Raw genomic sequence first — 24,811 nt, 5'->3', positions numbered from 1 at the left:
ATCATCAATAAAAAGAGAGAAGTAAAAATCATGATTAATTATCTTCATGACTTTTATCAGGCGAAATATTCCCATCACATCTATCCCGGATGCGCCATGACGTGGTCAGGAGTGAAGGAGTAAAGAGCAAAAGTGGCTCATTTTGCGATCTGAGTCACATTTATATGTACGTTCAACATAAAATTACATTGGAAATGTGATCTTGCCCATTCCATTCTTGCCATCAATGAGTAAACTGCGCGCTTGTTCAACATTGCGCAGGTTTTAGACCATGAATGTTTTAGTGATGATCGCGATCACCACCGGCATCCTCTCCGGTGTCTGGGGCTGGGTAGCCATCAGTCTGGGACTCATCGGCTGGGCGGGTTTCCTCGGCTGTACGGCGTACTTCGCTTGCCCGCAAGGCGGCCTGCGCGGGCTGGTTATCAGCACGCTGACCTGTATGAGTGGCGTCTTCTGGGCGGTGGTTATCATGGCGGGCAGCGCCATGCGACCTGAGTGGAGCATTCTGGGTTATATGCTGACCGGCGTTGTGGCCTTCCTGATGTGTATTCAGGCGCGTCAGCAGTGGCTGGCGTTTGTGCCCGGCACCTTTATCGGCGCCTGCGCGACCTTTGCCGCTCAGGGGAACTGGCGTCTGGTGGTCGTCTCTTTGCTTGTTGGACTGGTTTTCGGTTACGCGATGAAAAACAGCGGATTATGGCTGGCAAAACAGCGTGAGAAACAGCAACTGGCCGCGAGAAAAACGCCCGCGTTTACTCAGACCAAAGGGTCGGAAGGTTCTTAAAACCCCGTTTTTACGGAAGTTTATGTGAAATCTCACAGGCATTTCATCCCGATCTGCGCTACGGTTAATGACAAGTGAATGATCACATCATAAGGAGATATCCATGGCTGACCAATTTGAATCACAGCAGAATTCGTTAGATGACGATTTACGCATGCTGACTGAAACGCTGGAAGAAGTGCTGAAGTCTTCCGGTGATAAAGCTGACGAAAAGTACGTTGAAATCAAGTCCCGCGCAGAATACGCGCTGAAGGACATCAAAAACCGCCTTGATCCGAAAGCCCGTTCCTACTGTCGCAAAGCACGTGATGTTGCCGAGCAAACCGACAGCTATGTGCGCGAAAATCCGTGGCACGGTGTGGGTGTCGGTGCTGCAGTAGGTTTAGTTGTCGGCCTGTTGCTGCGCCGCTAAGTCTCCGGTAATCCGCAGGGCAGCCATCAGGCTGCCCTCATTTCCTCCGCTTTTGCGCGTTCTGCCGCTTTGATAATCCTTTTTTCTCCTCCTATACTCCTTCGTAGCTTATAGCTCTCACTACAGCTTGATCTGTCGCATATTTTCATTTTTCGTAACGCCTCATAATTCATCCGTAATTGATCCAACCCGTTTTTTGATCCAGAAGGGTATTTCTGCCCGTCACAAAACATCCGGTATGGCCCGAGGTAGCGGTGAAACAGATATCAGCAATCATTGACCAGCTTGATGCAACGCTTGCAGGCGAATGGCCTGACGCTGCGGGTATCCGGCAGTTCAGTTATTCCCTGCAAAAACAGCCTGACACCGGCCTGCTCGAATGGCTGTCGGCGCAACCCTGCTACCCGAAATTCTACTGGCAACAGCGAGACGGTCATGACGAAGCGGCCGTGTGTGGCGATGCGTATGCCTTTGGCGATATGCAACAGGCGCAGGCCTTTATCCGCCAGCACCGTGATATTCCCGATCTGCACATCTGGGGGCTGAATGCCTTCAACGGCGCGGATGCAGGCGGGCGCGCAGCTAATGCGCTGTTTTTACCTCGCATCGAACTTTGCCGCAGCGGCACGACGTACTGGCTGCGCTGCACGCTGTTCAGCGCTGTATCGTTGCTGGAAGAGGCGCGTCGCACGCGGTTATTCCTGCGTTCGCTGGTCGCCAGCCATGCTTTACCGCCCATTATGTCCCGCGTCGTCCAGCATCAGCATCTGCCCGCCGAACCACAGTGGAACCAGCTCATTAACCGTGCGCTGAAAGGCATTGAGCAGCAGCAGTTTGACAAAGTCGTGCTGGCACGCAAAACCACCTTAACCCTCAGCCAGCCACTCAATGCCTGTGCCTTTCTCGCCGCCAGCCGTGCGGTGAATCACCACTGTTACCACTTTATGCTGGCATTCACGCCGCAGCAGGCATTTCTCGGTTCAAGCCCCGAACGCCTGTTCCTGCGCGATCACACCGAGCTGTTCACCGAGGCGCTGGCCGGAACGGTCGCCAATCATCCTGATCTTCAGAAAGCCCGCGAACTTGGCGAATGGCTGCTCAACGATGGCAAAAATCAGCGCGAAAACCTGCTGGTGGTTGATGATATCTGCCAGCGTTTGCAGGGCGGGGCGCACTCTCTGGATGTGATGCCTGCGGAGATCCTGCGGCTGCGCAAAGTGCAGCATTTACGTCGCAGCATTCACGGTGAACTCACCGGCGCAGATGACGCGGGGTGTCTGCAACGTCTGCAACCGACCGCGGCCGTCGCCGGATTACCGCGCCAGGCTGCACGGGAGTTTATCGCCGGGCATGAACCTTTTGACCGGGAGTGGTACGCCGGTTCGGCCGGTTATCTGAGCACAGAACAAAGTGAGTTTACCGTGGCGCTGCGCTCGGCAGCCGTCAAAGGACATCATCTGGAACTCTACGCTGGCGCAGGTATTGTCGCCGGTTCAGATGCTGCACAGGAGTGGCAGGAGATCGAAAACAAAGCCGCAGGATTGCGGACTTTGCTGGAAGAACACTACACGCCTGCCGTTCAGGCCGGATAATCCTTTGCCGGAGTAAGCTGATCATGTCTGTTGCCGTTTTTAACCGCCGCTGGGCGACGCTGATTCTTGAGTCAGTGACCCGACATCAGGTGCAGCACGTCTGCATCGCGCCGGGCTCCCGTTCCACGCCGCTGACACTTGCGGCGGCCGCGCATCCGCACCTGATCTGTCACACCCATTTTGATGAACGCGGCCTCGGCCATCTGGCACTCGGGCTGGCGAAAGCCAGCGGAAAACCGGTTGCGGTGATCGTCACCTCGGGTACGGCGGTGGCGAATCTCTATCCGGCGCTGATCGAGGCCGGGCTGACCGGCGAAAAACTCATTTTGCTGACGGCCGATCGCCCGCCTGAGCTTATCGACTGTGGAGCCAATCAGGCCATACGCCAGACCGGCATGTTTGCCAGCCACCCGGTGCAGACGCTGGATTTACCGCGCCCGACGCCGGAAATCAGCGCGCGCTGGCTGGTTTCGGCGCTGGATAACGCTCTGGCGCAGCAAACGCATGGCGCGGTTCACATTAACTGCCCGTTTGCTGAACCGCTGTACGGCGAGGACAACGGCGAACATCAGGACTGGATGCAACAGCTTGGCGACTGGTGGCAGAGCCATCAGCCGTGGCTGAGTTTTGCGCCGGTTCAGTATGCTCCTGCGCAGCCTGACTGGTTCTCGTGGCGGCAAAAACGCGGCGTGATCATCGCCAGTCGCCTTTCTGCCTGTGAAAGTGAACTGCTGGCGCAATGGGCCGACCAGCTCGGCTGGCCGTTGCTCAGCGATGTACAGGCCGCGACCGGCAACCCTTTGCCATGCGCCGATTTGTGGCTGGCATCTGCGCAGGCGGAAAAACTGCTGGGACGCGCGCAACTGGTGGTGCAGTTTGGTGGCGGCCTGACCGGCAAACGCTTGTTGCAATGGCAGGCGGCGTGTCAGCCGGAAGAGTACTGGCTGGTCGATCCTTTGCCTGGCCGGCAAGATCCCGCGCAACACCGTGGCCGGCGTATTCAGGCCAATATTGAGACGTGGCTCGCCCTGCATCCGGCGCAACATCAGCCGGACTGGGCGCCTGAGCTTGACGAATGCGCCGCGCGCGCGCGTCATGCCGTCGAGCTGCGCCTCGCAGGCACCTTCGGCGAAGCGGTCGCCGCCTGGCAATTACCGTCTTTGTTGCCGGAACACGGACAGCTGTTTCTCGGTAACAGCCTGATCGTCCGGCTGGTCGATGCTTTTGCACAACTCCCTTGCGGATACCCTGTTTTCGCGAATCGCGGTGCCAGCGGCATCGATGGCCTGCTTTCCACTGCCGCAGGGGTGCAGCGCGCCACCTGCAAACCGACGCTGGTGCTGCTCGGCGACATCTCCGCACTTTACGATTTGAATGCGCTTGCGCTGATGCGTCAGTGCTCTGCGCCAACGGTCATCATCGTGGTGAACAACAACGGCGGGCAGATTTTCTCGCTGCTGCCTACGCCAGAGGCGGAGCGCCAGCGCTTTTACTGCATGCCGCAAAACGTCGATTTCCGCCACGCTGCCGCGATGTTTGGACTCGATTACGCCAGCCCGACCTCCATGCCCGAACTGTACGACGCGGTCACGCAATGCTGGCAACATGGCAGTGTAAAACTGGTGGAGCTGAAGGTTAATGACACCGATGGCGCGCACGCTCTGCGCGCGCTGGTCAGCGAGGTCAGTCAGTCATGACGCTGGCCTGTACGCGCCTCAATGCCGACGTGAAAGGGCGGCCTTGGCTGGTTTTTCTGCACGGCCTGCTGGGCAGTGCCGATGACTGGCAACCCTTGTTCGCTGAGCTTTCCGGCTGGCCTTGTCTGCTGGTGGATTTGCCGGGGCACGGGCGTTCCGCGTCGTTAACGGCCGCCGGATTTGCAGATGTCAGCCAGCTGTTAACCGATACCTTGCACGGGCAGGGTATTACCCGCTACTGGCTGATTGGCTATTCCCTCGGCGGGCGCATCAGCCTGTATCACGCCTGTCAGGGCGACGCCCGCGGGCTGCAAGGCGTGCTGGTTGAGGGCGCTCACCCGGGGCTAACCTGCCAGGCCGCGCGCGCGCAGCGCCGTCACCACGATCAGCAATGGGCAACGCGTTTTGTGCAGTTGCCCTGGAAACAGGCGCTCACCGGCTGGTATCGCCAGCCGGTATTTGACAGCCTGACCGATGCGCAGCGTCAGAAACTGATCCTGCTGCGCGAAGCAAACTCTCCTCACGCCGTCGCTGCCATGCTGGCCGCCACCTCATTGGCGGTGCAGCCCGATTTGCGTTTGAAGCTGCATCAGCTTTCCCTGCCGCTGGCGTGGTTGTGCGGCAGCGCGGACACCAAATTTATTACTCTCGCGCAGCAGTCGGGTTTCGAACTGCGCACAGTTGCCAATGCCGGGCATAACGCCCATCGTGACAATCCGGCGGAATTTGCCCGTCAGGCGCTGGCATTCATTACTTCACCTGTCTTAAAGGACGTTGAGCATGATTTATCCTGATGAAAAAGAATTGTACGCGCCGGTTGAATGGCGTGATTGCACCGGTGATTTTGAAGATATCCGCTATCACAAATCCACCGACGGTATCGCCAAAATCACCATAAACCGTCCTCAGGTGCGTAATGCTTTCCGCCCGCTGACCGTGAAAGAAATGATCCGCGCGCTGGACGATGCCCGGTATGACGAAGGCATTGGCGTGATCGTGCTGACCGGCGAAGGGGATAAAGCATTCTGCGCAGGCGGCGATCAGAAAGTGCGTGGTGACTACGGCGGCTATCAGGATGCCAGCGGCGTACATCATCTGAACGTGCTGGATTTCCAGCGCCAGATCCGCACCTGTCCGAAACCTGTGGTGGCGATGGTGGCCGGCTATTCCATCGGCGGTGGTCACGTACTGCATATGATGTGCGATCTGACCATTGCGGCGGATAACGCCATCTTCGGCCAGACCGGCCCGAAAGTCGGTTCGTTTGACGGCGGCTGGGGCGCGTCCTATATGGCGCGTATTGTCGGTCAGAAAAAAGCCCGTGAAATCTGGTTCCTGTGCCGTCAGTACGATGCGGCTGCGGCGCTGGATATGGGGCTGGTCAACACCGTTGTGCCGCTGGCGGATCTGGAAAAAGAAACCGTGCGCTGGTGTCGTGAAATGCTGGAAAACAGCCCGATGGCGCTGCGTTGTCTGAAAGCCGCACTCAACGCCGACTGCGACGGTCAGGCCGGTTTGCAGGAACTGGCGGGGAACGCCACCATGCTGTTCTACATGACCGATGAAGGTCAGGAAGGTCGCAACGCGTTTGTAGAAAAACGCCAGCCGGACTTCAGCAAATTTAAGCGGAATCCATAATGCGCCGCGCCACGGTGTACCGGTACAGCCTGCCTATGGACGCGGGCGTGGTGTTACGCAATCAGCGACTGAAAACCCGCGACGGGCTGCTGGTGTCATTGTGGCAGGACGAAAAAACCGGCTGGGGTGAAATCGCACCGCTGCCGGGATTCAGTGCGGAAGATTTGTCGCAGGCGCAGGAGGCGGTGCAGCACGGTCTGAGTCAGTGGATGCAGGGTGCATCACTGGCAGCGGTTGCCTCGGCGTTCAGCGCCTTGCCTTCTGTTGCCTTCGGCCTGAGCTGCGCCGATGCCGAACTTCGCGGCGAATTACCGCCCGTGCTGAGTACGCGCTGTGCGCCACTGTGCCACGGCGATCCGAATGAATTGTATGCGCGTCTCGGCGCGCTGCCCGGTGACGCTCATGGCCGGAAAGTGGCGAAGGTAAAAGTCGGTTTATACGAGTCGGTCGGCGACGGGCTGAACGTCAGTATGCTGCTGGAAGCCCTGCCGGATCTGCATTTGCGTCTCGATGCTAACCGCAGCTGGACGCAGGCCAAATCCGAAGGGTTCGCCGGTCACGTCGCACCTGAACTGCGGTCACGCATTACTTTTATTGAAGAACCCTGCCAGACCAGGGAGCAATCCCGCGCATTTGCTCAGGCGACCGGCATTGCCATTGCCTGGGATGAAAGCGTGCGCGAAGCCGGTTTTACCGTGCAGGCAGAGCCGGGGCTGGCCGCGATCATCATCAAACCCACGCTCACCGGCAGCCTGATGCGCTGCCGTCAGCTGATCGCTCAGGCGCATGCCGTCGGGCTTGAGGCGGTGATCAGTTCCTCGATCGAATCAAGTCTTGGTCTGACGCAACTGGCGCGTATTGCCCAGTGGCTGACGCCGGACGCCATTCCGGGGCTGGATACGCTGGATCTCATGCAGGCACAACTGGTTCGCCGCTGGCCCGGCTCTGAATTACCGCTGACCGATGTGTCTGATCTGGAGAATGTGTGGCAGAGCAAATGATCAAAGACTGGCCGTGGCGTGAAAGGGCAAACCTGTCGCCTTTTGCCGTGGCGCTGAAAGCCGGTGATATCACCTGGTGCTGGCGTGATTTGCAGCACCGCGTGGATACGCTGGCTGCCGGATTTATTCAGCAGGGCGTCGGCGAGGGCACCGGCGTGGTGCTGCGCAGTAAAAATACGCTGGATGCGGTACTCAGTTATCTGGCGTTGCTGCAAACCGGCGCGCGTCTGTTGCCGCTTAATCCGCAACTGCCGCAGGCGTTATGCGAAGCATTACTGCCGCAGCTCGATATCGGATTTGTGCTGGATCTGGCGCAATCGCCGTTGCCACTGCCTATGGCGGCGCTGACCCTGCAAAACGCGTATTGCGGCCAGGCTGCACAGTGGCAGCCACAACGTCTCGCCACACTGACGCTGACATCCGGTTCCAGCGGCTTGCCGAAGGCCGCCGCGCACACCGCAGCCGCGCATCTTGCCAGCGCGGCGGGCGTACTGAACCTGATCCCTTTCACCCGCAATGACAGCTGGCTGCTTTCACTGCCGCTGTTTCACGTTTCCGGGCAAGGCATTATCTGGCGCTGGCTGACGGCGGGGGCCACGCTGGTGCTGGCCGAAGGGCAACCGCTGGAAGCTGCGCTGGCAGAATGCAGCCACGCCTCGCTGGTGCCGACTCAGCTCTGGCGCTTACTCAGACAGCCTTCAGTGCCCGCAAAACTGCAACATGTCCTGCTCGGCGGCGCGCAAATTCCGCCGGAATTAACCGAACAGGCCGAACGTCTGGGCATTCGTTGCTGGTGCGGATATGGCATGACGGAAACCGCATCCACCGTGACGGCCAAACGCGCAGAAGGCTCAGCGGGCGTCGGACAAGTGCTGGCCGGAAAAGAGGTCAGTATCGCCGGTGAGGAAGTGCTGATCCGCGCTGACAGTCTGGCCAGCGGTTACTGGAGAAACGGTCAGTTAACCCCGCTGACCGGCAGTGACGGCTGGTTTCATACCCGTGACCGCGGCATGTGGAGCGGGGATGAGCTGCATATCGCCGGACGGCTGGATAATTTGTTTTTCAGCGGCGGGGAAGGGATCCAGCCGGAAGATATCGAGAAAGTGCTGGTCAGTCACCCGCAGGTGTCCCAGGCGTTTGTGGTGCCGGTTGAAGATGCGCAATTTGGTCATCGTCCGGTGGCGATCCTCGATGCACAGGACAGTTTGCCGTATGACGAACTCAATCTGTGGCTGAGCCGTCAGGTGCCCCGTTTTCAACTGCCGGTGGCGTATCACGCACTCCCCGCAGCCCTCGCGCAGGGCGGGATAAAAATCTCACGTGCCAGCGTCAGGCAATGGCTGGAAACGCTGAGCGCATAAACAAAAAGGGCCGCACATTGCGGCCCTTGTCATTGATGATGGCAAAAAATCAGTCTTTCAGTGCCTTCTCAACCCCTGCTCCATAAGCCGGGTCGACTTTATAGAACAGTGCAACCTGGCGTGCCTGTGTTTCCTGCGAGGCATGTTTCAGTTCGCCCGCGATACGCGCAAACATACGCTGGTGCTCTGCTTCAGACAGCAGGTTGAACAGCAAACGCGGCTGAGTGAAGTAATCATCATCTTCACGATGATTCCAGTGATCGGCTGCACCTTCAATGCTCAGTGGCGGTTCGCTGAAATCAGGTTGCTCCTGGAACAGACCGGCGCTGTTTGGCTCATAGGTCACGCCGTTGCCGCTGTTGCCGTCCACGCGCATGGCACCGTCGCGGTGATAATTATGGAACGGGCATTTCGGGGCGTTCACCGGGATCTGATGATGGTTCACACCCAGGCGGTAGCGGTGTGCGTCGCCATACGAGAACAGACGGCCCTGCAACATGCGGTCAGGAGAAAAACCGATGCCGGGAACGACGTTAGCCGGGCTCATGGCAACTTGTTCGACTTCTGCAAAGTAGTTTTCAGGATTACGGTTCAGCTCGAACTCACCCACTTCAATCAGCGGATAATCACCGTGCAACCAGACTTTGGTCAGGTCAAACGGGTTGTAAGGCAGTTGTGAGGCTTCCGCTTCCGGCATGATTTGCACGAAGAGCTTCCAGCGTGGGAAATCACCGCGTTCAATTGCTTCATACAGATCACGCTGTGCGCTTTCGCGATCGGTTCCGACCAGTTTTTCAGCCTCGTCATCCATCAGGTTTTGAATGCCCTGCTGGCTGCGGAAGTGGAATTTCACCCAGAAGCGCTCATTTTCAGCATTGATAAAGCTGAAGGCATGGCTACCGAAACCGTGGATATGACGGTATGACGTTGGCAGACCACGGTCACTGACGTCGATAGTCAGCTGATGCAGCGATTCAGGAAGATGAGAGAAAAAGTCCCACTTGTAAGCAGGATTGCGCAGGTTAGTGCGCGGATCGCGTTTTACCACGTGATTGAGATCGGGGAATTTCAGCGGGTCGCGCAGGTAAAAAATCGGTGTATTGTTGCCGACTAAATCCCAGTTACCTTGCTCGGTGTAAAACTTCATCGAGAAGCCGCGGATATCACGTTCTGCATCCGCCGCGCCGCGTTCACCGGCAACGGTGGAGAAGCGGATAAACATCTCGGTTTGCTTGCCGATTTCTGAAAACAGACTGGCGCGGGTGTACTTCGTAATATCGTGCGTAACGGTGAAGACGCCATAAGCGCCGGATCCTTTAGCGTGCATGCGACGCTCGGGGATCACTTCGCGGTCAAAATGCGCCAGCTTTTCCAAAAACCAGACATCCTGCAGCAGTAACGGGCCGCGACGGCCTGCGGTAATGACATTGTTATTATCGACAACGGGCGCTCCGGCAGCGGTGGTCAGTCCTTTCTTTTCCATAACCATAATTTCCTTGTATCGCGTAGATCGGGTGTGACGTGCATGATCAATGATCACATTTAACGGCAAATCCTGTGCATCCAGGCAGGTGGGTCCCTGTCCCTGGGACAATTTACCTTAACGGCTAGTGTGTACCCATTCGTTGATCATGGGCAAATAGGTGAGGCTTATTATTCTGATTAGGGCAATATAAATAACGAATATATATGCGTTTCTTTACATTTTATTTGCACGCTAAGGGATTTTTAACGTTCTGAAAGATGTCACCTTTCGGCAAATTAATTTAGACTGCGCACTAAATATTTCCCCACTGTTATATGAATGTCAGGAATGATGATGAAAAAAATTATTGTAGCGGGCGCAGCCCTTGGCATGCTGCTGACGGCAACGTCTGCCAGTGCGATCAGCGTGAACGGCGAAGTGGGTGAGCACTATACCCATCTGGGCGTCGGTTTCGGCACCACGTCGCCTGGTCTGGCGCTGAGCGGCGATTACACCCACAACGATGATGATGGTGATGTGGCAGGTCTTGGCCTGGGTTACAACATTCCGCTGGGCCCGTTCATGGCAACCGTTGGCGGTAAAGGTCTGTACACCAATCCGAAAGACGGCGACGAAGGGTACGCAGCGGCTGTGGGCGGCGGTTTACAGTTGCCAATCGCGAAACTGTTCACCCTTTACGGTGACTACTATTATTCTCCGGACTCCCTGTCCAGCGGCATTGGTAACTACAAAGAAGCCAATGCGGGCGTGCGTCTGACGGCGATTCCATTAGTGACCGTGAGCGTGGGTTACCGCTACATGGCGCTGGATGGTAAAGATGGCAACCGCGATAACATCGTTGCCGACGGCGCGTACGTGGGTGGCGCAGTCAATTTCTAAATCCCGTTCTGAATCAGAAAGCCTGCTTAGCAGGCTTTTTTTTTCGTCTGCGCGATCACTTTGTGCCTGAGCGATTGTGTTTCTGCGTCAGCCTTTCTACAGTGGAAGGACAAAACGAGAGGAGAAAGTGATGCTTAGGGTTGAAATGCTCAGTACCGGCGAGGAAGTGCTTCACGGTCAGATCGTGGATTCAAACGCCGCGTGGCTCGCCAGCTATCTGTTTGATCAGGGTCTGCCAATGACCAGCCGTGAGACGGTAGGCGACAGCCTGGATGAACTGGTCAGCGTGATGAAAGAGCGCAGCCATATCGCCGATGTGTTGATCGTAAACGGCGGGTTAGGCCCGACCACGGACGATCTGAGCGCGCTGGCCGCCGCTAAAGCCTGTGGCGTGGAGCTGGTGGAAGATGCCGGGTGGATCGCCACCATGCAGGCTTTCTTCAACGAACGTGGCCGCCCGATGGCGGAATCTAACCGCAAACAGGCGCAAATCCCTGCCAATGCCGAGCTGCTGGATAATCCGGTCGGCACCGCCTGCGGTTTTCGCGTTAAGCTCAACCGCTGCCAGATTTTCTTCACGCCGGGCGTACCTTCTGAATTCAAAGTCATGGTGGAACAGCAAATCGTTCCGCGTTTACATCAGCAATTCCCCGCGCTGGAAGCGCCGCTGTGTTTGCGCCTGACGACATTTGGCCGCGGTGAAAGCGATCTGGCGACCGAGCTGGATAAAATTGATATGCCGGAAGGCGTGGTGATGGGGTACCGTTCGTCGTCGCCGATCATTGAACTGAAAGTCACCGGACCGCGTTCGCAGGAAGCTTTGATGCATCAGATTTTCGAGCGGGTACGCGAAGTTGCCGGGGAGAGTACGATTTTCGAAGGTTTCGGCAGTTTGCCGGATCGCCTGGCAGAACGTCTGCTGACGCAAAATCTGCGTCTTGCGGTCAGTGAAAGTTTTACCGGTGGCCTGCTGAACTGGCGTCTGCAAAGCGCGGGCGTGCCGCTGGCAAACGGGGAGTTATTGCCGCAGGGCAACGAGGCTTCGCCGGATAAATCTCTTGAATGCCTGCTGGCGCGCGCGCAAACCCTGGCCGAAACCACGGGCGCGCAACTGGCATTGGCTGTCGGCGCGCTGTCGGGCGACCAACTCAGTCTGGCATTGCATACGCCGTCGGGCACCAGTGGCCTGACTATCCGCTATACCGCAACGCGTCACGGTCTGGCATTACGGCAGGAGACGATGGCGATGGTGGCGATGGATCTTCTCAGGCGTTACCTGAACGGGTGGGAGCCGGTGGCGGATTATCCGTGGCTCGACCGAGTCGAGAAAGTCTAGTTATCATTCAAGGTCAACACCTTGGGCTGCCGCCCAAACCGGCCTTAAGATCAAGACCGTGGGCGTCGGCCCACACCGACTTGGGGGCGGCCTGTCGCCGCCGCCCCCAAGACCCCCGGGCTCTTTTAACTGCGCGCTGTCGCAGGCACGACGGACATGTTTCGTGGCTACAATAAGTGGCGCAAAATGTCATCGCTGCGCGATACCCTCATTTCAGGCTTCGAGCCTCAGGTCTCTAACCGTTCATTCGGTGCCATTTTTAATCACGCCAATCGACTTTTTTAAAAGATGAAAAACTGTCTGCTGTTGAATCTAAGATCGTGCGGGCGATTCAGAAATCTTGCTGAATATAAGTGGCGCAAAATGTCATCGCTACGCGATACCCTCATTTCAGGCTTCGAGCCTCAGGTCTTGAACCGTGCATTCGGTGCCATTTTTGATCACGCCAATCGACTTTTTTAAAAGATGAAAAACTGTCTGCTGTTGAATCTAAGATCGTGCGGGCGATTCAGAAATCTTGCTGAATATAAGTGGCGCAAAATGTCATCGCTACGCGATACCCTCATTTCAGGCTTCGAGCCTCAGGTCTTGAACCGTTCATTCGGTGCCATTTTTGATCACGCCAATCGACTTTTTAAAAGATGAAAAATTTTCTGCTGTTGAATTTAAGATCGTGCGGGCGATTCAGAAATCTTGCTGAATGAGAGGTTGCAGACCTAAGGCTGCAATCCCGAAATGAAGGCACCGCGCAGCGGCAAGATTTCCAGCCTGTCGCAGTGATACCTGAAACATAGCCAGCGCGCGGATCACGTGTTTTAAAAAACGCGGGAGTCCAGAGGGAGAAGGTTTATTCTCCCTCTGGTCGGTGTGGGCCGACGCCCACGACCTTGACGTTGAAGTTGATTTTGAAGTGGTTGTTAAAGCAGTTCGCAACATCGGGCTGTGGGCCGAAACCCACTAAAACTCAATCTCAATATCCCCGACCGGCATACAGCAACACGGCAAAATCTCGCCGTCAGAGATGAACGCTAAGGGTTTTTCACTGTATTCCACCGCACCGCTCACCAGTTTGACCCGGCATGATCCGCAATAACCTTCCCGGCACTGGTATTCGACGTCGACGTTGTTGTGTTCAAACACTTCCAGCAGATTGCGATGGCGGCTTTCGCACACCAGCGGGGGGCCACCGGCTGAAAGTGTGATGGTTCTGTCTGTCATTTACAGCTCGAAATCACTCAGGTCGTCGGCATGCACTTCAGAGTCGATCTGGCCGACCAGATAGGAGCTGACTTCCACTTCCTGTGGCGCAACCTGCACGTTATCAGACACCAGCCAGGCGTTGATCCACGGGATTGGGTTCGAGCGGGTTTTGAACGGTGCGGTCAGGCCAACGGCCTGCATGCGGATATTTGTGATGTATTCCACGTACTGACACAGAATGTCTTTGTTCAGGCCGATCATTGAACCGTCTTTGAACAGATATTCCGCCCAGTCTTTTTCCTGCTGTGCCGCCAGTACAAACAGATCGTGGCATTCCTGCTCACATTCTTTGGCGATTTCAACCATTTCAGGATCGTCCTGGCCTGAGCGCAGCAGGTTCAGCGCGTGCTGAGTGCCGGTCAGATGCAGCGCTTCGTCACGGGCGATCATCTTGATGATTTTCGCGTTGCCTTCCATCAGTTCACGTTCAGCGAACGCAAAGGAACAGGCGAAGCTGACATAGAAACGCACCGCTTCCAGCGCATTGACGCTCATCAGGCAGATGTAGAGTTTTTTCTTCAGCTCGCGCAGATTCACCACCACCGTTTTGCCGTTGACGGTATGCGTACCTTCACCCAGCAGATGGTAGTAACTGGTCATTTCGATCAGCGTGTCGTAATAACCGGAAATGTCTTTCGCACGCTTGAGGATCTCTTCGTTGGTCACGATGTCGTCAAACACAATCGCCGGATCGTTGACGATGTTACGGATGATGTGCGTGTAAGAACGTGAGTGAATCGTTTCTGAAAACGCCCAGGTTTCGACCCAGGTTTCCAGTTCCGGAATAGAGATCAGCGGTAACAACGCCACGTTCGGGCTGCGGCCCTGGATGGAATCAAGCAGCGTCTGGTATTTCAGGTTACTGAGGAAGATGTGTTTTTCGTGGTCCGGGAGTGCCTGAAAATCGATACGGTCGCGGGACACGTCAATCTCTTCCGGACGCCAGAAGAAGGACAGCTGCTTTTCGATCAGTTTTTCAAAGATTTCATGCTTCTGCTGGTCGAAACGGGCAACGTTAACCGACTGGCCAAAAAACATTGGCTCAAGAAGCTGATCGTTTTTATTCTGGGAAAAAGTACTGTAGGCCATAACTTCCTCGACATTCTCGGCAAAAACCCCCTGACGGGGGTTTCAAATAATATAGTAATTTAAAACAAAGGATTAGATTTTGCAGGCACCGCTTTCGCAGTCGTCAGCTACCTCGGCTTTCATGTCTTCCTGCACATCATCCGCACCGTCACGGGTGTTCTGATAGTACAGAGTTTTCACGCCAAATTTGTAGGCTGTCAGCAAGTCTTTCAACAATTGTTTCATCGGCACTTTGCTGTTCGGGAAGCGCGACGGGTCATAGTTGGTGTTAGACGAAATCGCCTGGTCGATGAATTTTTGCATCACGCCAACCAGTTGTAGGTAACCGTCATTGTTTGGCATATCCCACAGCAGTTCGTACTGATCTTTCAGACGCTCATACTCCGGCACAACCTGACGCAGGATCCCGTCTTTCGACGCTTTGATGCTGATGTGGCCGCGCGGTGGCTCGATGCCGTTAGTGGCGTTGGAGATCTGCGACGACGTTTCTGAAGGCATCAGCGCGGACAGCGTAGAGTTACGCAGGCCGTGCGTTTTGATGTCTTCGCGCAGTTTATCCCAGTTCAGATGCAGAGGTTCGCTGCAAATCGCGTCCAGATCTTTCTTGTAAGTATCCACGGGCATCACGCCCTGAGAATAGGTGGTTTCGTTGAACCACTGGCATGCACCTTGCTCTTTCGCCAGTTCATTGGACGCTTTCAGCAGGTAATACTGAATGGCTTCGAAAGTTCTGTGCGTCAGGTTGTTTGCACTGCCGTCAGAATAACGCACGCCGTTTTTCGCCAGATAGTACGCGTAGTTAATCACGCCAATACCCAGGGTACGACGGCCCATCGCGCCACGTTTTGCGGCTTTGATCGGGTAATCCTGATAATCGAGCAGGGCGTCGAGCGCACGAACCGCCAGCACCGCCAGCTCTTCCAGATCGTCGAGGCTTTCGATAGCGCCGAGGTTGAAAGCAGACAACGTACACAGCGCAATTTCGCCGTTTTCGTCGTTCACATCATCCAGCGGTTTGGTTGGCAGCGCGATTTCCAGACACAGGTTGGACTGGCGAACCGGAGCGATTGCCGGGTCAAACGGGCTGTGGGTGTTGCAGTGGTCAACGTGCTGGATGTAGATACGGCCGGTAGACGCACGTTCCTGCATCATCAGGGAGAACAGCTCAACCGCTTTTACTTTCTGCTTACGGATGCTGGCGTCCTGCTCGTATTTCTCATACAGACGCTCGAACTCGTCCTGATCGGCAAAGAAGGCATCGTAGAGGCCAGGCACGTCAGACGGGCTGAACAGGGTGATGTCGCCGCCTTTCACCAGACGCTGATACATCAGTTTGTTGATCTGTACGCCGTAGTCCATATGACGGACGCGGTTGCCTTCAACACCACGGTTGTTTTTCAGCACCAGCAGGCTTTCCACTTCCAGATGCCACATCGGGTAGAACAGCGTCGCTGCGCCGCCACGAACGCCGCCCTGAGAACAGGATTTCACCGCGGTCTGGAAATGCTTATAGAACGGGATACAACCGGTGTGGAACGCTTCGCCGCCACGGATCGGGCTGCCCAGCGCACGGATGCGACCGGCGTTGATGCCGATACCGGCACGCTGAGAAACGTATTTCACGATGGCGCTGGAAGTCGCGTTAATCGAGTCCAGACTGTCGCCACATTCGATCAGAACGCATGAGCTGAACTGACGGGTTGGGGTGCGCACGCCAGACATGATCGGCGTAGGCAGAGAAATTTTGAAGGTCGAAATCGCGTCGTAGAAACGTTTGATGTAATCCAGACGGGTTTCGCGCGGGTAGCCGGAGAACAGGCAGGCCGCGACCAGAATGTAGAGGAACTGCGCGCTCTCGTAGATATCGCCCGATACGCGGTTCTGCGCCAGATATTTCCCTTCCAGCTGTTTAACCGCAGCGTAAGAGAAATTCATGTCGCGCCAGTGGTCAATAAAACTGTCCATCTGCTCGAACTCTTCAGCCGTGTAGTCTTCCAGCAGATGTTTGTCGTATTTACCCATTTCAACCATGCGGGTCACCTGGTCGATCAGTTTTGGTGGTTCAAACTGACCGTAGGCTTTTTTACGCAGATGGAAAATCGCCAGACGCGCAGCCAGATATTGATAATCCGGGGCATCTTTGGAGATCAGATCCGCAGCCGCTTTGATAATGGTTTCATGAATATCAGCGGTTTTGATCCCGTCATAGAACTGGATGTGTGAACGAAGTTCTACTTGAGAAACTGATACGTTTTGAAGACCTTCCGCAGCCCAGTCAATGACACGGTGGATTTTATCAAGATTGATGCGTTCAGTGCGGCCATCACGTTTAGTTACAAGCAGACTTTGGTTCATTCGGGACGATACCTCAAAGGTTTATAAAGGGTCCGACCTGGCCGCCAGAAACGGCGCGGCAGCACGACTCGATTCTAGTGTGCTGGTCAGGATATAAACACAATATATTGTGGGTTTGTTATTTTCTGATGACAAGATAGTGACTGAACCGTCCTTTGGCAAGTGAACAAAATCGTCAGATTTGTGGATAACTTGGGGAGAAATTTCTGGTCTGCGTCTGAGGAGTCCGTCATTGCTGGCGCGACAAACCTGTCAATATCTTCGATACGATTTTCTTATATTTTTGCGAAAAGTGATCGACTGCCGGTTTATTAAACGTTAGAAAAAAACGCTATATTGATCTGGATAACTATTCTAAAAAATCATGTTGCGTCGCCGACGTCACCAACGCCCTAAAAACTAAGGTTTAAGTAAAACCCATCACGCTAAGCGCGGTCAGAATTGCACTTAATCTCGCCCGGAACACATTTTCCGGGCTTGACGTCGGCGTCATTTCCGGCAGGTCAGAGGCTGGCGCTCTCTTCCGACTGGGTGTGGATCATGTAATTCACATCAACGTTCGGCCCGAGTTTGAAATGATCGGTCAGCGGGTTGTAATGCAGACCCATAATGTGACGTTCGGACAGCGACGTGCGATCGATCATGCCCAGTAATTCAGAAGGCTTGATGAATTTTTTAATGTCGTGCGTGCCCTTTGGCACCATTTTCAGCACATATTCTGCGCCAAAAATCGCCATCAGCCAGGCTTTGTTATTGCGGTTGATGGTGGAGAAGAACACATGGCCGCCCGGTTTCACCAGACGCGCGCAGGCGGCAACCACAGAAGCCGGATCGGGAACGTGTTCCAGCATTTCCATGCACGTCACCACGTCGTATTGCTGAGGATGTGCATCAGCGTGGGCTTCGACAGTTTCCTGCACGTAATCGACTTTCACGCCGCTTTCCAGCGCATGCAAACGTGCGACCTGTAACGGTTCGCCGCCCATGTCCAGACCGGTGACTTTCGCGCCGGCGATGGCCATGCTTTCACTCAGAATGCCGCCGCCGCAGCCGACGTCGAGCACGTTCTTCCCGAACAGGCCGTCGGCACGCTCCAGAATGTAATTCAGGCGCAGCGGATTGATACGGTGCAGCGGTTTGAATTCGCCTTCCAGATCCCACCAGCGTGAGGCAACCGCCTCAAACTTGGCGATCTCTTCGTGGTCGATATTCTGTGGGGCAGCAGAGGCGGGTGTGGATGCGGTGTTTGTCATGAGCGTGATGGACTCCTTATATCTCGATAAAACCGATTATACCTATTTCGTCTGCTTTGGTTCAGTTTTGTGGTTCTGGCGAATCTTTATACGAAATGCGGTGCTTTGCGCAAAGGTTTGAAAGACGTTGGATAATACTCGCCAAAAGGGGGCGGTTGTTTTCCACGTTTCGCTGGTTTGTGGTATAGTTTTACACCTTTGCGCTATATATGCCTACGTGGGCAGCGGCCATGAATAATCAGTAGAGGGATAGCAGCTCCATGAGCGACCTTGCCAGAGAAATCACACCGATTAACATCGAAGAAGAGCTGAAAAACTCTTATTTGGATTATGCGATGTCCGTTATTGTCGGACGTGCGCTACCAGATGTGCGTGATGGTTTAAAACCGGTACACCGCCGCGTACTTTTCGCAATGAACGTCCTCGGTAACGACTGGAATAAAGCGTATAAAAAATCGGCCCGTGTGGTCGGTGACGTTATCGGTAAATATCACCCACACGGTGATACCGCAGTTTATGACACCATCGTTCGTATGGCTCAGCCTTTCTCACTTCGCTACATGCTGGTGGACGGGCAGGGTAACTTCGGTTCAGTGGATGGCGACTCCGCAGCTGCCATGCGTTATACCGAAATTCGCATGTCGAAAATTGCTCACGAATTGCTGGCTGACTTAGAAAAAGACACCGTCGATTTCGTGCCAAACTACGATGGCACCGAGCAGATCCCGGCGGTCATGCCAACCCGTATTCCTAACCTGCTGGTGAACGGCTCGTCAGGTATCGCAGTCGGTATGGCGACCAACATTCCGCCGCATAACCTCACCGAGGTGATCAACGGCTGTCTGGCGTTCATCGATGATGAAAACATCAGCATTGAAGGGCTGATGGAACACATCCCCGGGCCAGATTTCCCAACAGCGGCAATCATTAATGGCCGTCGCGGCATTGAAGAAGCTTACCGCACCGGCCGTGGCAAAATTTCCATCCGTGCCCGCGCAGAAGTGGAAGCGGACGCCAAAACCGGTCGCGAAACCATCATTGTTCACGAGATCCCGTATCAGGTGAACAAAGCCCGTCTGATCGAAAAGATCGCCGAGCTGGTGAAAGAAAAACGTGTTGAAGGCATCAGTGCGCTGCGCGATGAGTCTGATAAAGACGGCATGCGTATTGTCATTGAAATCAAACGTGACGCCGTGGGTGAAGTGGTTCTGAATAACCTTTACTCGCTGACTCAGTTGCAGACCTCTTTCGGTATCAACATGGTGGCATTACACCGTGGTCAGCCGAAAATTTTGGGTCTGAAAGAGATTCTGTCTGCGTTTGTTCGCCACCGCCGTGAAGTGGTGACGCGCCGTACCATCTTTGAACTGCGTAAAGCCCGCGACCGTGCTCATATCCTTGAAGCACTGGCTATCGCCCTGGCAAACATCGATCCGATCATTGAACTGATCCGTGCTGCACAATCTCCGGCTGAAGCGAAAGCGGGCCTGATTGCGCGTTCATGGGATCTGGGTAACGTGGCGGCGATGCTGGCCAGCGCCGGTGACGACGCAGCCCGTCCTGAGTGGCTGGAGCCTGAGTTTGGTATTCACGAGGGGAAATACTTCCTGACGGAACAACAGGCGCAAGCGATTCTGGATCTGCGTCTGCAGAAACTGACCGGTCTTGAGCACGAAAAACTGCTGGATGAATACAAAGAGCTGCTGGTGCAAATTGCCGAGCTGATGTACATCCTGTCCAACCCTGACCGTCTGATGGAAGTCATTCGCGAAGAGCTGGAAGCGATCCGCGATCAGTACAATGATCCGCGTCGCACTGAAATTACGGCGAACTCATCTGACATCAACATCGAAGACCTGATCAACCAGGAAGACGTTGTGGTTACCTTGTCGCATCAGGGTTATGTGAAATATCAGCCACTGACCGATTACGAAGCGCAGCGTCGCGGCGGTAAAGGTAAATCAGCAGCCCGTATTAAAGAAGAAGACTTCATCGACCGTCTGCTGGTCGCCAATACCCATGACACCATTCTGATGTTCTCAAGCCGTGGTCGTCTGTACTGGATGAAAGTCTATCAGTTGCCGGAAGCCAGCCGCGGTGCCCGTGGTCGTCCTATCGTCAACCTGTTACCGCTCGAGCCGAACGAACGTATCACCGCCATTCTGCCAGTACGCGAGTACGAAGAAGGCCGTCATGTGTTCATGGCAACAGCCAGCGGTACCGTGAAGAAAACCGCACTGACCGATTTCAGCCGCCCGCGCAGCGCTGGCATCATCGCCATCAACCTCAACGAGGGTGATGAGCTGATTGGTGTTGACCTGACCGACGGTAAAAACGAAGTCATGCTGTTCTCTGCGGCCGGTAAAGTGGTGCGCTTCTCTGAAGAAGCGGTACGTTCGATGGGCCGTACGGCGACCGGTGTTCGCGGTATCCGTCTGGGCGAAGGCGACAGCGTTGTGTCGCTTATCATTCCTCGCGGCGAAGGGTGCATCCTGACCGTCACGCAGAATGGTTTCGGTAAACGTACTGAATCTGCTGAATACCCAACCAAATCCCGTGCAACACAGGGCGTTATCTCGATCAAAGTGAGCGAGCGTAACGGTCCGGTTGTCGGCGCGATCCAGGTTGATGAAGCCGATCAGATCATGATGATCACCGATGCCGGCACGCTGGTTCGTACACGCGTTTCTGAAGTGAGTACCGTTGGCCGTAATACCCAGGGTGTTACGCTGATCCGTACCGCTGAACAAGAGCACGTGGTAGGCCTGCAACGTGTTGCAGAACCGGTTGAAGACGAAGAGCTGGATGGCGTTGCCACCGAAGCAGGCGAACTGGAAGCGGCGCAAGCAGCCGATCTGCCAGACGAAGCAGAAAGTGAAGACGAACAGCCTGCTGACGACGAAGAAGAATAAGTTTTCGTAGTCAGTGGTCAGAAAGGCATAACATGGCAACGTGTTATGCCTTTTTTATTTATTTCGGATTTTTTAGAAAGTCCTCCAATAGTGTATTCTGATTCACATTCCGCTCACCGAGCCGTTACACCGATGGTTACTCCTTGAAATATCTTGCTTCGTTTCGTACAACGCTGAGGATCTCCCGCTACCTGTTCCGGGTGCTGGCGCTTATGTTGTGGACTTTGGGTGTGCTGCTGACCACCTTTTATGTGCTGAATATCTTCCACAACAAAGAGTCGGAGATCCGTGATGAGGACAACCTCAATTACGATCTGGCGCAGAGCTATATCAAAAATTCCAATGACGTGATGCGCAGCATTAAGTTCATGGCGGAAAAGCGACTGAGCGATTCAATGAACGGCCTCGACATCATCAACGGGATGATCAGTACCAAGAATACGCCGCCGTCCTACCTTTCGCTTTTCCCTGAGTCTGACTGCTCACAGCTCAATGGCAGTTACCGCAATTCGCTGGCGTCGCTCGGCAATATGATCCACTACTGGAAAGACAACTTTTCCGATGCCTACGATCTCAACCGCGTGTTCTTTATCGGCGGTGAGAATCTGTGTCTGGTGGATTTCGGTATCAGCAGCGAGCCTTTTGAACGGGAAAGTCAGGATCAGCTGAAATCCCTGCATGAAAAAATCCTGCAATACCGTAACGGCAAGAATCAGGATAAAGAAAACAGTCTGTACTGGGTGTCGCAGTCCAGTAATAAAGAATCCGGTTATCTGTATGTTCTGACACCGATTTTTGTCGGTAATAAGCTGGAAGCGCTGATGGGCATCCAGCAGAATCTGCGTCTCGAAGATCTGGTCACGCCGAGCGCGCAACATACCGGCGTGACGCTGCTGGATGAGAACGATCAGCCTCTGCTGAGCCTGTCCGAAGGTGACCGCTATACCGCCGCGCTGGGCAATTACCCGCAGGAAAGCTCCTACTTCGGCTACATGAACGGCTACAAAGACCTGATCTACAAAAAGCCGCTGTCGCCGTCCTCACTGAGCGTGGTGTATTCCATGCCGTTCAATATTGTGATCGAACGGTTCAAGATCATGATATTCAACGCCGTGCTGCTGAATATCTTCTCTGGCCTGTTGCTGTTCATTCTGGCGTGGGTGTTCGAGCGCAAGATGTTTTTACCCGCCGAACAGAATGCGTTCCGGCTGGAAGAGCACGAGCAGTTCAATCATAAAATTGTCGCGTCGGCGCCGGTGGGGATTTCGATTCTGCGCATCAGCGACGGCGTGAACATTCTGAGTAACGAGCTGGCGCACAATTACATCAGCATGTTGACGCAGGAAGACCGACAGCGCATTACGCGCATCATCTGCGATCAGCAGGTGAACTTCGTCGATGTCATCACTAAAAACAACAACAATATCCAGCTGAGCTTTGTCCATTCCCGCTACCGTAACGAAGATGTGGCGATCTGCGTGCTGATTGACGTCAGTGCGCGCGTGAGAATGGAAGAGTCGTTGCAGGAAATGGCGAACGCCGCCGAGCAGGCCAGCCAGTCCAAATCCATGTTCCTGGCGACGGTCAGCCACGAATTGCGCACGCCGTTGTACGGTATCATTGGTAACCTGGATTTATTGCAAACGCAGGGGCTGCCGCAGGGTGTTGACCGCCTGGTGACGGCGATGAACAACTCCTCGGCGCTGTTGCTGAAAATCATCAGCGACATTCTCGACTTCTCCAAAATTGAGTCCGAGCAGCTGAAAATCGAGCCTCAGGAGTTCTCCTGCCGGGAAGTGATCACCCATATCGCCGGTAACTATCTGCCGCTGGTGGTGAAAAAGCGCCTCGGGCTGTACTGCTTTATCGAGCATAACGTGCCGCTGTCGTTTAACGGCGATCCGGTGCGTTTGCAGCAGGTCATCTCCAACATCCTCAATAACGCCATCAAATTCACCGATACCGGCTGCATTGTTCTCAACGTCAGAACCTGCGGTAATTATCTTGAATTCCAGGTGCGCGACACCGGCGTCGGCATTCCGGAACGGGAAATTACCCGCCTGTTCGATCCCTTCTTCCAGGTGGGGACCGGCGTGCAGCGTCATTTCCAGGGCACCGGTTTGGGGCTGGCGATTTGTGAAAAACTGATCAACCTGATGGATGGCGATATTGATGTCGAATCCGAGCCGGGTCTGGGCAGCTCCTTCACGGTAAGAATCCCGCTGTACAGCGCGGTATTCCCGTCCGAAGCGCCGCTGGATCACTGGCAGGATAAAACCGTCCTGCTGGATGTGCGCAACGCCTACCTCGAAAGCTACCTGATGCAATTGCTGCGCTATCACGGCGCGAACATTCAGCGTTACGAACCTGAGCAGCAGACCGGCGCGGAAGACGTGCTGATCACCGATACGCCGTTTATTCACATGGGCACCTTGCGCGCGCAGATTGAATTCTCGATAGACCATGTCGGGCCGCCAGTGGAAACCCGGCCAGGGTATTGGGTACACGGCACTTCGACACCGCTTGAAATCGCCTTGCTGCTTAACCGGATTTATCAGATTGAGGCGGCCGGGGAAGAGGGCGGATTACAGGCACCGGCGGCTGACAATGCCGTGGCGCAGGACTACAGCGACATCCGGCTGCTGGTGGTGGATGACCATCCGATCAACCGCCGTCTGCTCGCCGATCAGCTGGGCACCATGGGCTATATCGTGGTGACCGCCAACGACGGGGTCGATGCGCTGGATGCGATGCGGGCACATGAGATTGATATCGTGCTCAGCGACGTGAACATGCCGCGTCTCGATGGTTACGGCCTGACGCAAAAACTGCGCGAGCTGGGGCATACGCTGCCGGTCATCGGCGTGACGGCCAATGCGCTGGCTGAGCAGCGTCAGCGGTGTCTGGAAGCGGGAATGGATAACTGCCTGTCGAAGCCGGTGACGCTGGAAACGCTGCGCGATACGCTCAGTTATTACAGCGATCGGGTGCGCAAAGCGCGGCCTGTACAGGAAAGCTGAGTCGTAAAAAAACCATAAGAAAAGGCACCGGAAAGGTGCCTTTTTTTTTGCTGTCAGTGTTGTCGCTGAAAGCCTGAAAACTAGTCTTTGTCGATCGGCATGGAGCTGATTGAAGACAGGTAGTTCAGCAGCGCAATATCGTTTTCCACACCCAGTTTCATCATCGCTGATTTCTTCTGGCTGCTGATGGTTTTGATGCTGCGGTTCAGTTTCTTAGCAATTTCAGTGACCAGGAAGCCTTCTGCAAACAGACGCAGAACTTCGCTTTCTTTCGGAGACAGGCGTTTGTCGCCGTAACCGTTGGCACTGATTTTTTCCAGCAATTTTGCCACGCTGTCCGGCGTAAACTTCTTGCCTTTTTGCAGTGCGGCCAGCGCTTTAGGCAGATCCGTCGGCGCGCCTTGCTTAAGAACAATCCCTTCAATGTCCAGATCCAACACCGAGCTCAGGATTGCCGGGTTGTTGTTCATGGTCAGAACAATGATCGACAACTGAGGATAGTGACGCTTGATGTACTTAATCAGCGTGATGCCGTCGCCGAATTTATCGCCCGGCATGGAAAGGTCAGTGATCAGCACGTGCGCATCAAGTTTGCTTAAGCTGTTTACCAGTGCAGTCGAGTCTTCAAACTCGCCAACGACGTTCACCCATTCGATTTGTTCAAGTGACTTACGAATACCAAAAAGGACGATAGGATGATCATCAGCAATAATTACGTTCATAGTATTCATGT

At 54.8% G+C, this 24,811-nt stretch carries 18 protein-coding genes; 12 read left to right on the top strand and 6 right to left on the bottom strand.

Annotation, left to right across the window (positions count from 1 at the left end; genetic code table 11):
* Positions 1-271 precede the first annotated feature (271 nt).
* The 8 genes from ABSH60_RS03190 (at position 272) to menE (ending at position 8,488) form a co-directional block, all read left to right on the top strand.
* Positions 272-787, top strand: a complete 516-nt coding sequence (locus ABSH60_RS03190; protein ID WP_390972666.1) for a DUF1097 family protein — start codon at positions 272-274, stop codon at positions 785-787.
* A gap of 103 nt (positions 788-890) precedes the next feature.
* Positions 891-1,199, top strand: coding sequence for a DUF883 family protein (locus ABSH60_RS03185; protein ID WP_056782270.1), 309 nt, complete (start codon positions 891-893; stop codon positions 1,197-1,199).
* Between the two features lie 254 nt (positions 1,200-1,453).
* Positions 1,454-2,791, top strand: a complete 1,338-nt coding sequence (menF, locus tag ABSH60_RS03180) for an isochorismate synthase MenF (protein WP_390972664.1) — start codon at positions 1,454-1,456, stop codon at positions 2,789-2,791.
* Positions 2,792-2,814: 23 nt separating this feature from the next.
* On the top strand, positions 2,815-4,488 hold the full coding sequence (menD, locus tag ABSH60_RS03175; protein ID WP_390972662.1) for a 2-succinyl-5-enolpyruvyl-6-hydroxy-3-cyclohexene-1-carboxylic-acid synthase: 1,674 nt from the start codon (positions 2,815-2,817) through the stop codon (positions 4,486-4,488).
* Complete coding sequence (gene menH / locus ABSH60_RS03170) at positions 4,485-5,282, top strand: 2-succinyl-6-hydroxy-2,4-cyclohexadiene-1-carboxylate synthase (RefSeq protein ID WP_390972660.1); 798 nt, start codon at positions 4,485-4,487, stop codon at positions 5,280-5,282. Before menD ends, menH begins: the two co-directional genes overlap by 4 nt.
* Positions 5,269-6,126, top strand: a complete 858-nt coding sequence (menB, locus tag ABSH60_RS03165) for a 1,4-dihydroxy-2-naphthoyl-CoA synthase (RefSeq protein WP_056782282.1) — start codon at positions 5,269-5,271, stop codon at positions 6,124-6,126. Before menH ends, menB begins: the two co-directional genes overlap by 14 nt.
* Complete coding sequence (menC, locus tag ABSH60_RS03160; RefSeq protein ID WP_390972658.1) at positions 6,126-7,127, top strand: o-succinylbenzoate synthase; 1,002 nt, start codon at positions 6,126-6,128, stop codon at positions 7,125-7,127. Before menB ends, menC begins: the two co-directional genes overlap by 1 nt.
* Positions 7,112-8,488 carry an o-succinylbenzoate--CoA ligase gene (gene menE, locus ABSH60_RS03155; protein WP_390972656.1) on the top strand — a complete coding sequence of 459 codons (1,377 nt, stop codon included), beginning with the start codon at positions 7,112-7,114 and terminating at the stop codon, positions 8,486-8,488. The genes menC and menE overlap by 16 nt, the downstream gene beginning before the upstream one ends.
* A 49-nt stretch (positions 8,489-8,537) precedes the next feature.
* On the opposite strand, the gene ABSH60_RS03150 is transcribed toward menE, so the two are convergent.
* A complete protein-coding gene (locus ABSH60_RS03150) occupies positions 8,538-9,971 on the bottom strand; it encodes a catalase (protein WP_056782287.1) in 1,434 nt (477 codons plus the stop codon).
* Between the two features lie 336 nt (positions 9,972-10,307).
* On the opposite strand from ABSH60_RS03150, the gene ABSH60_RS03145 reads away from it, so the two are divergent.
* The gene (locus tag ABSH60_RS03145; protein ID WP_056782289.1) at positions 10,308-10,853 is read left to right on the top strand and encodes a YfaZ family outer membrane protein; all 546 of its coding nucleotides are present in this window, start codon (positions 10,308-10,310) and stop codon (positions 10,851-10,853) included.
* 130 nt (positions 10,854-10,983) lie between these two features.
* Positions 10,984-12,189: a nicotinamide mononucleotide deamidase-related protein YfaY gene (locus ABSH60_RS03140; RefSeq protein WP_056782291.1), complete on the top strand. Its 1,206-nt coding sequence runs from the start codon at positions 10,984-10,986 to the stop codon at positions 12,187-12,189.
* Positions 12,190-13,146: 957 nt separating this feature from the next.
* Here ABSH60_RS03140 and yfaE read toward each other — a convergent pair.
* The 4 genes from yfaE to ubiG form a co-directional block, all read right to left on the bottom strand.
* A complete protein-coding gene (gene yfaE, locus ABSH60_RS03135) occupies positions 13,147-13,407 on the bottom strand; it encodes a class I ribonucleotide reductase maintenance protein YfaE (protein ID WP_056782296.1) in 261 nt (86 codons plus the stop codon).
* Positions 13,408-14,538, bottom strand: a complete 1,131-nt coding sequence (nrdB, locus tag ABSH60_RS03130; protein WP_056782298.1) for a class Ia ribonucleoside-diphosphate reductase subunit beta — start codon at positions 14,536-14,538, stop codon at positions 13,408-13,410. It abuts the gene before it with no gap.
* A gap of 72 nt (positions 14,539-14,610) precedes the next feature.
* Positions 14,611-16,893 (bottom strand): class 1a ribonucleoside-diphosphate reductase subunit alpha, encoded by a 2,283-nt coding sequence (gene nrdA, locus ABSH60_RS03125; protein ID WP_056782300.1) that lies wholly within the window; start codon positions 16,891-16,893, stop codon positions 14,611-14,613.
* Positions 16,894-17,396: 503 nt separating this feature from the next.
* Complete coding sequence (gene ubiG / locus ABSH60_RS03120; protein ID WP_390972652.1) at positions 17,397-18,146, bottom strand: bifunctional 2-polyprenyl-6-hydroxyphenol methylase/3-demethylubiquinol 3-O-methyltransferase UbiG; 750 nt, start codon at positions 18,144-18,146, stop codon at positions 17,397-17,399.
* Positions 18,147-18,406: 260 nt separating this feature from the next.
* Here ubiG and gyrA point away from each other — a divergent pair, with 260 nt between their 5' ends.
* Both gyrA and rcsC read left to right on the top strand, forming a co-directional pair.
* Entirely contained in the window at positions 18,407-21,058 is a 2,652-nt protein-coding gene (gyrA, locus tag ABSH60_RS03115) for a DNA topoisomerase (ATP-hydrolyzing) subunit A (protein ID WP_056782304.1), read from the top strand.
* A gap of 143 nt (positions 21,059-21,201) precedes the next feature.
* Positions 21,202-24,078, top strand: coding sequence for a two-component system sensor histidine kinase RcsC (rcsC, locus tag ABSH60_RS03110; RefSeq protein ID WP_390972650.1), 2,877 nt, complete (start codon positions 21,202-21,204; stop codon positions 24,076-24,078).
* 80 nt (positions 24,079-24,158) lie between these two features.
* On the opposite strand, the gene rcsB is transcribed toward rcsC, so the two are convergent.
* Positions 24,159-24,809, bottom strand: a complete 651-nt coding sequence (gene rcsB, locus ABSH60_RS03105) for a response regulator transcription factor RcsB (protein WP_056782307.1) — start codon at positions 24,807-24,809, stop codon at positions 24,159-24,161.
* Positions 24,810-24,811 lie beyond the last annotated feature (2 nt).

Origin of the sequence: Rahnella sp. R3(2024) (assembly GCF_042920125.1) — a bacterium.
Lineage (GTDB): Bacteria > Pseudomonadota > Gammaproteobacteria > Enterobacterales > Enterobacteriaceae > Rahnella > Rahnella rivi.
This window is presented reverse-complemented; position numbering and strand designations above follow the sequence as displayed.

Bases quoted from the DNA above. Each gene is read 5' to 3' on its own strand.
- yfaE (WP_056782296.1), bottom strand. From the start codon at position 13,407: ATGACAGACAGAACCATCACACTTTCAGCCGGTGGCCCCCCGCTGGTG.
- ubiG (WP_390972652.1), bottom strand. From the start codon at position 18,146: ATGACAAACACCGCATCCACACCCGCCTCTGCTGCCCCACAGAATATC.
- ABSH60_RS03185 (WP_056782270.1), top strand. From the start codon at position 891: ATGGCTGACCAATTTGAATCACAGCAGAATTCGTTAGATGACGATTTA.
- ABSH60_RS03140 (WP_056782291.1), top strand. From the start codon at position 10,984: ATGCTTAGGGTTGAAATGCTCAGTACCGGCGAGGAAGTGCTTCACGGT.
- menB (WP_056782282.1), top strand. From the start codon at position 5,269: ATGATTTATCCTGATGAAAAAGAATTGTACGCGCCGGTTGAATGGCGT.
- ABSH60_RS03145 (WP_056782289.1), top strand. From the start codon at position 10,308: ATGAAAAAAATTATTGTAGCGGGCGCAGCCCTTGGCATGCTGCTGACG.
- nrdB (WP_056782298.1), bottom strand. From the start codon at position 14,538: ATGGCCTACAGTACTTTTTCCCAGAATAAAAACGATCAGCTTCTTGAG.
- ABSH60_RS03150 (WP_056782287.1), bottom strand. From the start codon at position 9,971: ATGGAAAAGAAAGGACTGACCACCGCTGCCGGAGCGCCCGTTGTCGAT.
- menH (WP_390972660.1), top strand. From the start codon at position 4,485: ATGACGCTGGCCTGTACGCGCCTCAATGCCGACGTGAAAGGGCGGCCT.
- menC (WP_390972658.1), top strand. From the start codon at position 6,126: ATGCGCCGCGCCACGGTGTACCGGTACAGCCTGCCTATGGACGCGGGC.
- nrdA (WP_056782300.1), bottom strand. From the start codon at position 16,893: ATGAACCAAAGTCTGCTTGTAACTAAACGTGATGGCCGCACTGAACGC.
- ABSH60_RS03190 (WP_390972666.1), top strand. From the start codon at position 272: ATGAATGTTTTAGTGATGATCGCGATCACCACCGGCATCCTCTCCGGT.
- menD (WP_390972662.1), top strand. From the start codon at position 2,815: ATGTCTGTTGCCGTTTTTAACCGCCGCTGGGCGACGCTGATTCTTGAG.
- gyrA (WP_056782304.1), top strand. From the start codon at position 18,407: ATGAGCGACCTTGCCAGAGAAATCACACCGATTAACATCGAAGAAGAG.
- rcsB (WP_056782307.1), bottom strand. From the start codon at position 24,809: ATGAATACTATGAACGTAATTATTGCTGATGATCATCCTATCGTCCTT.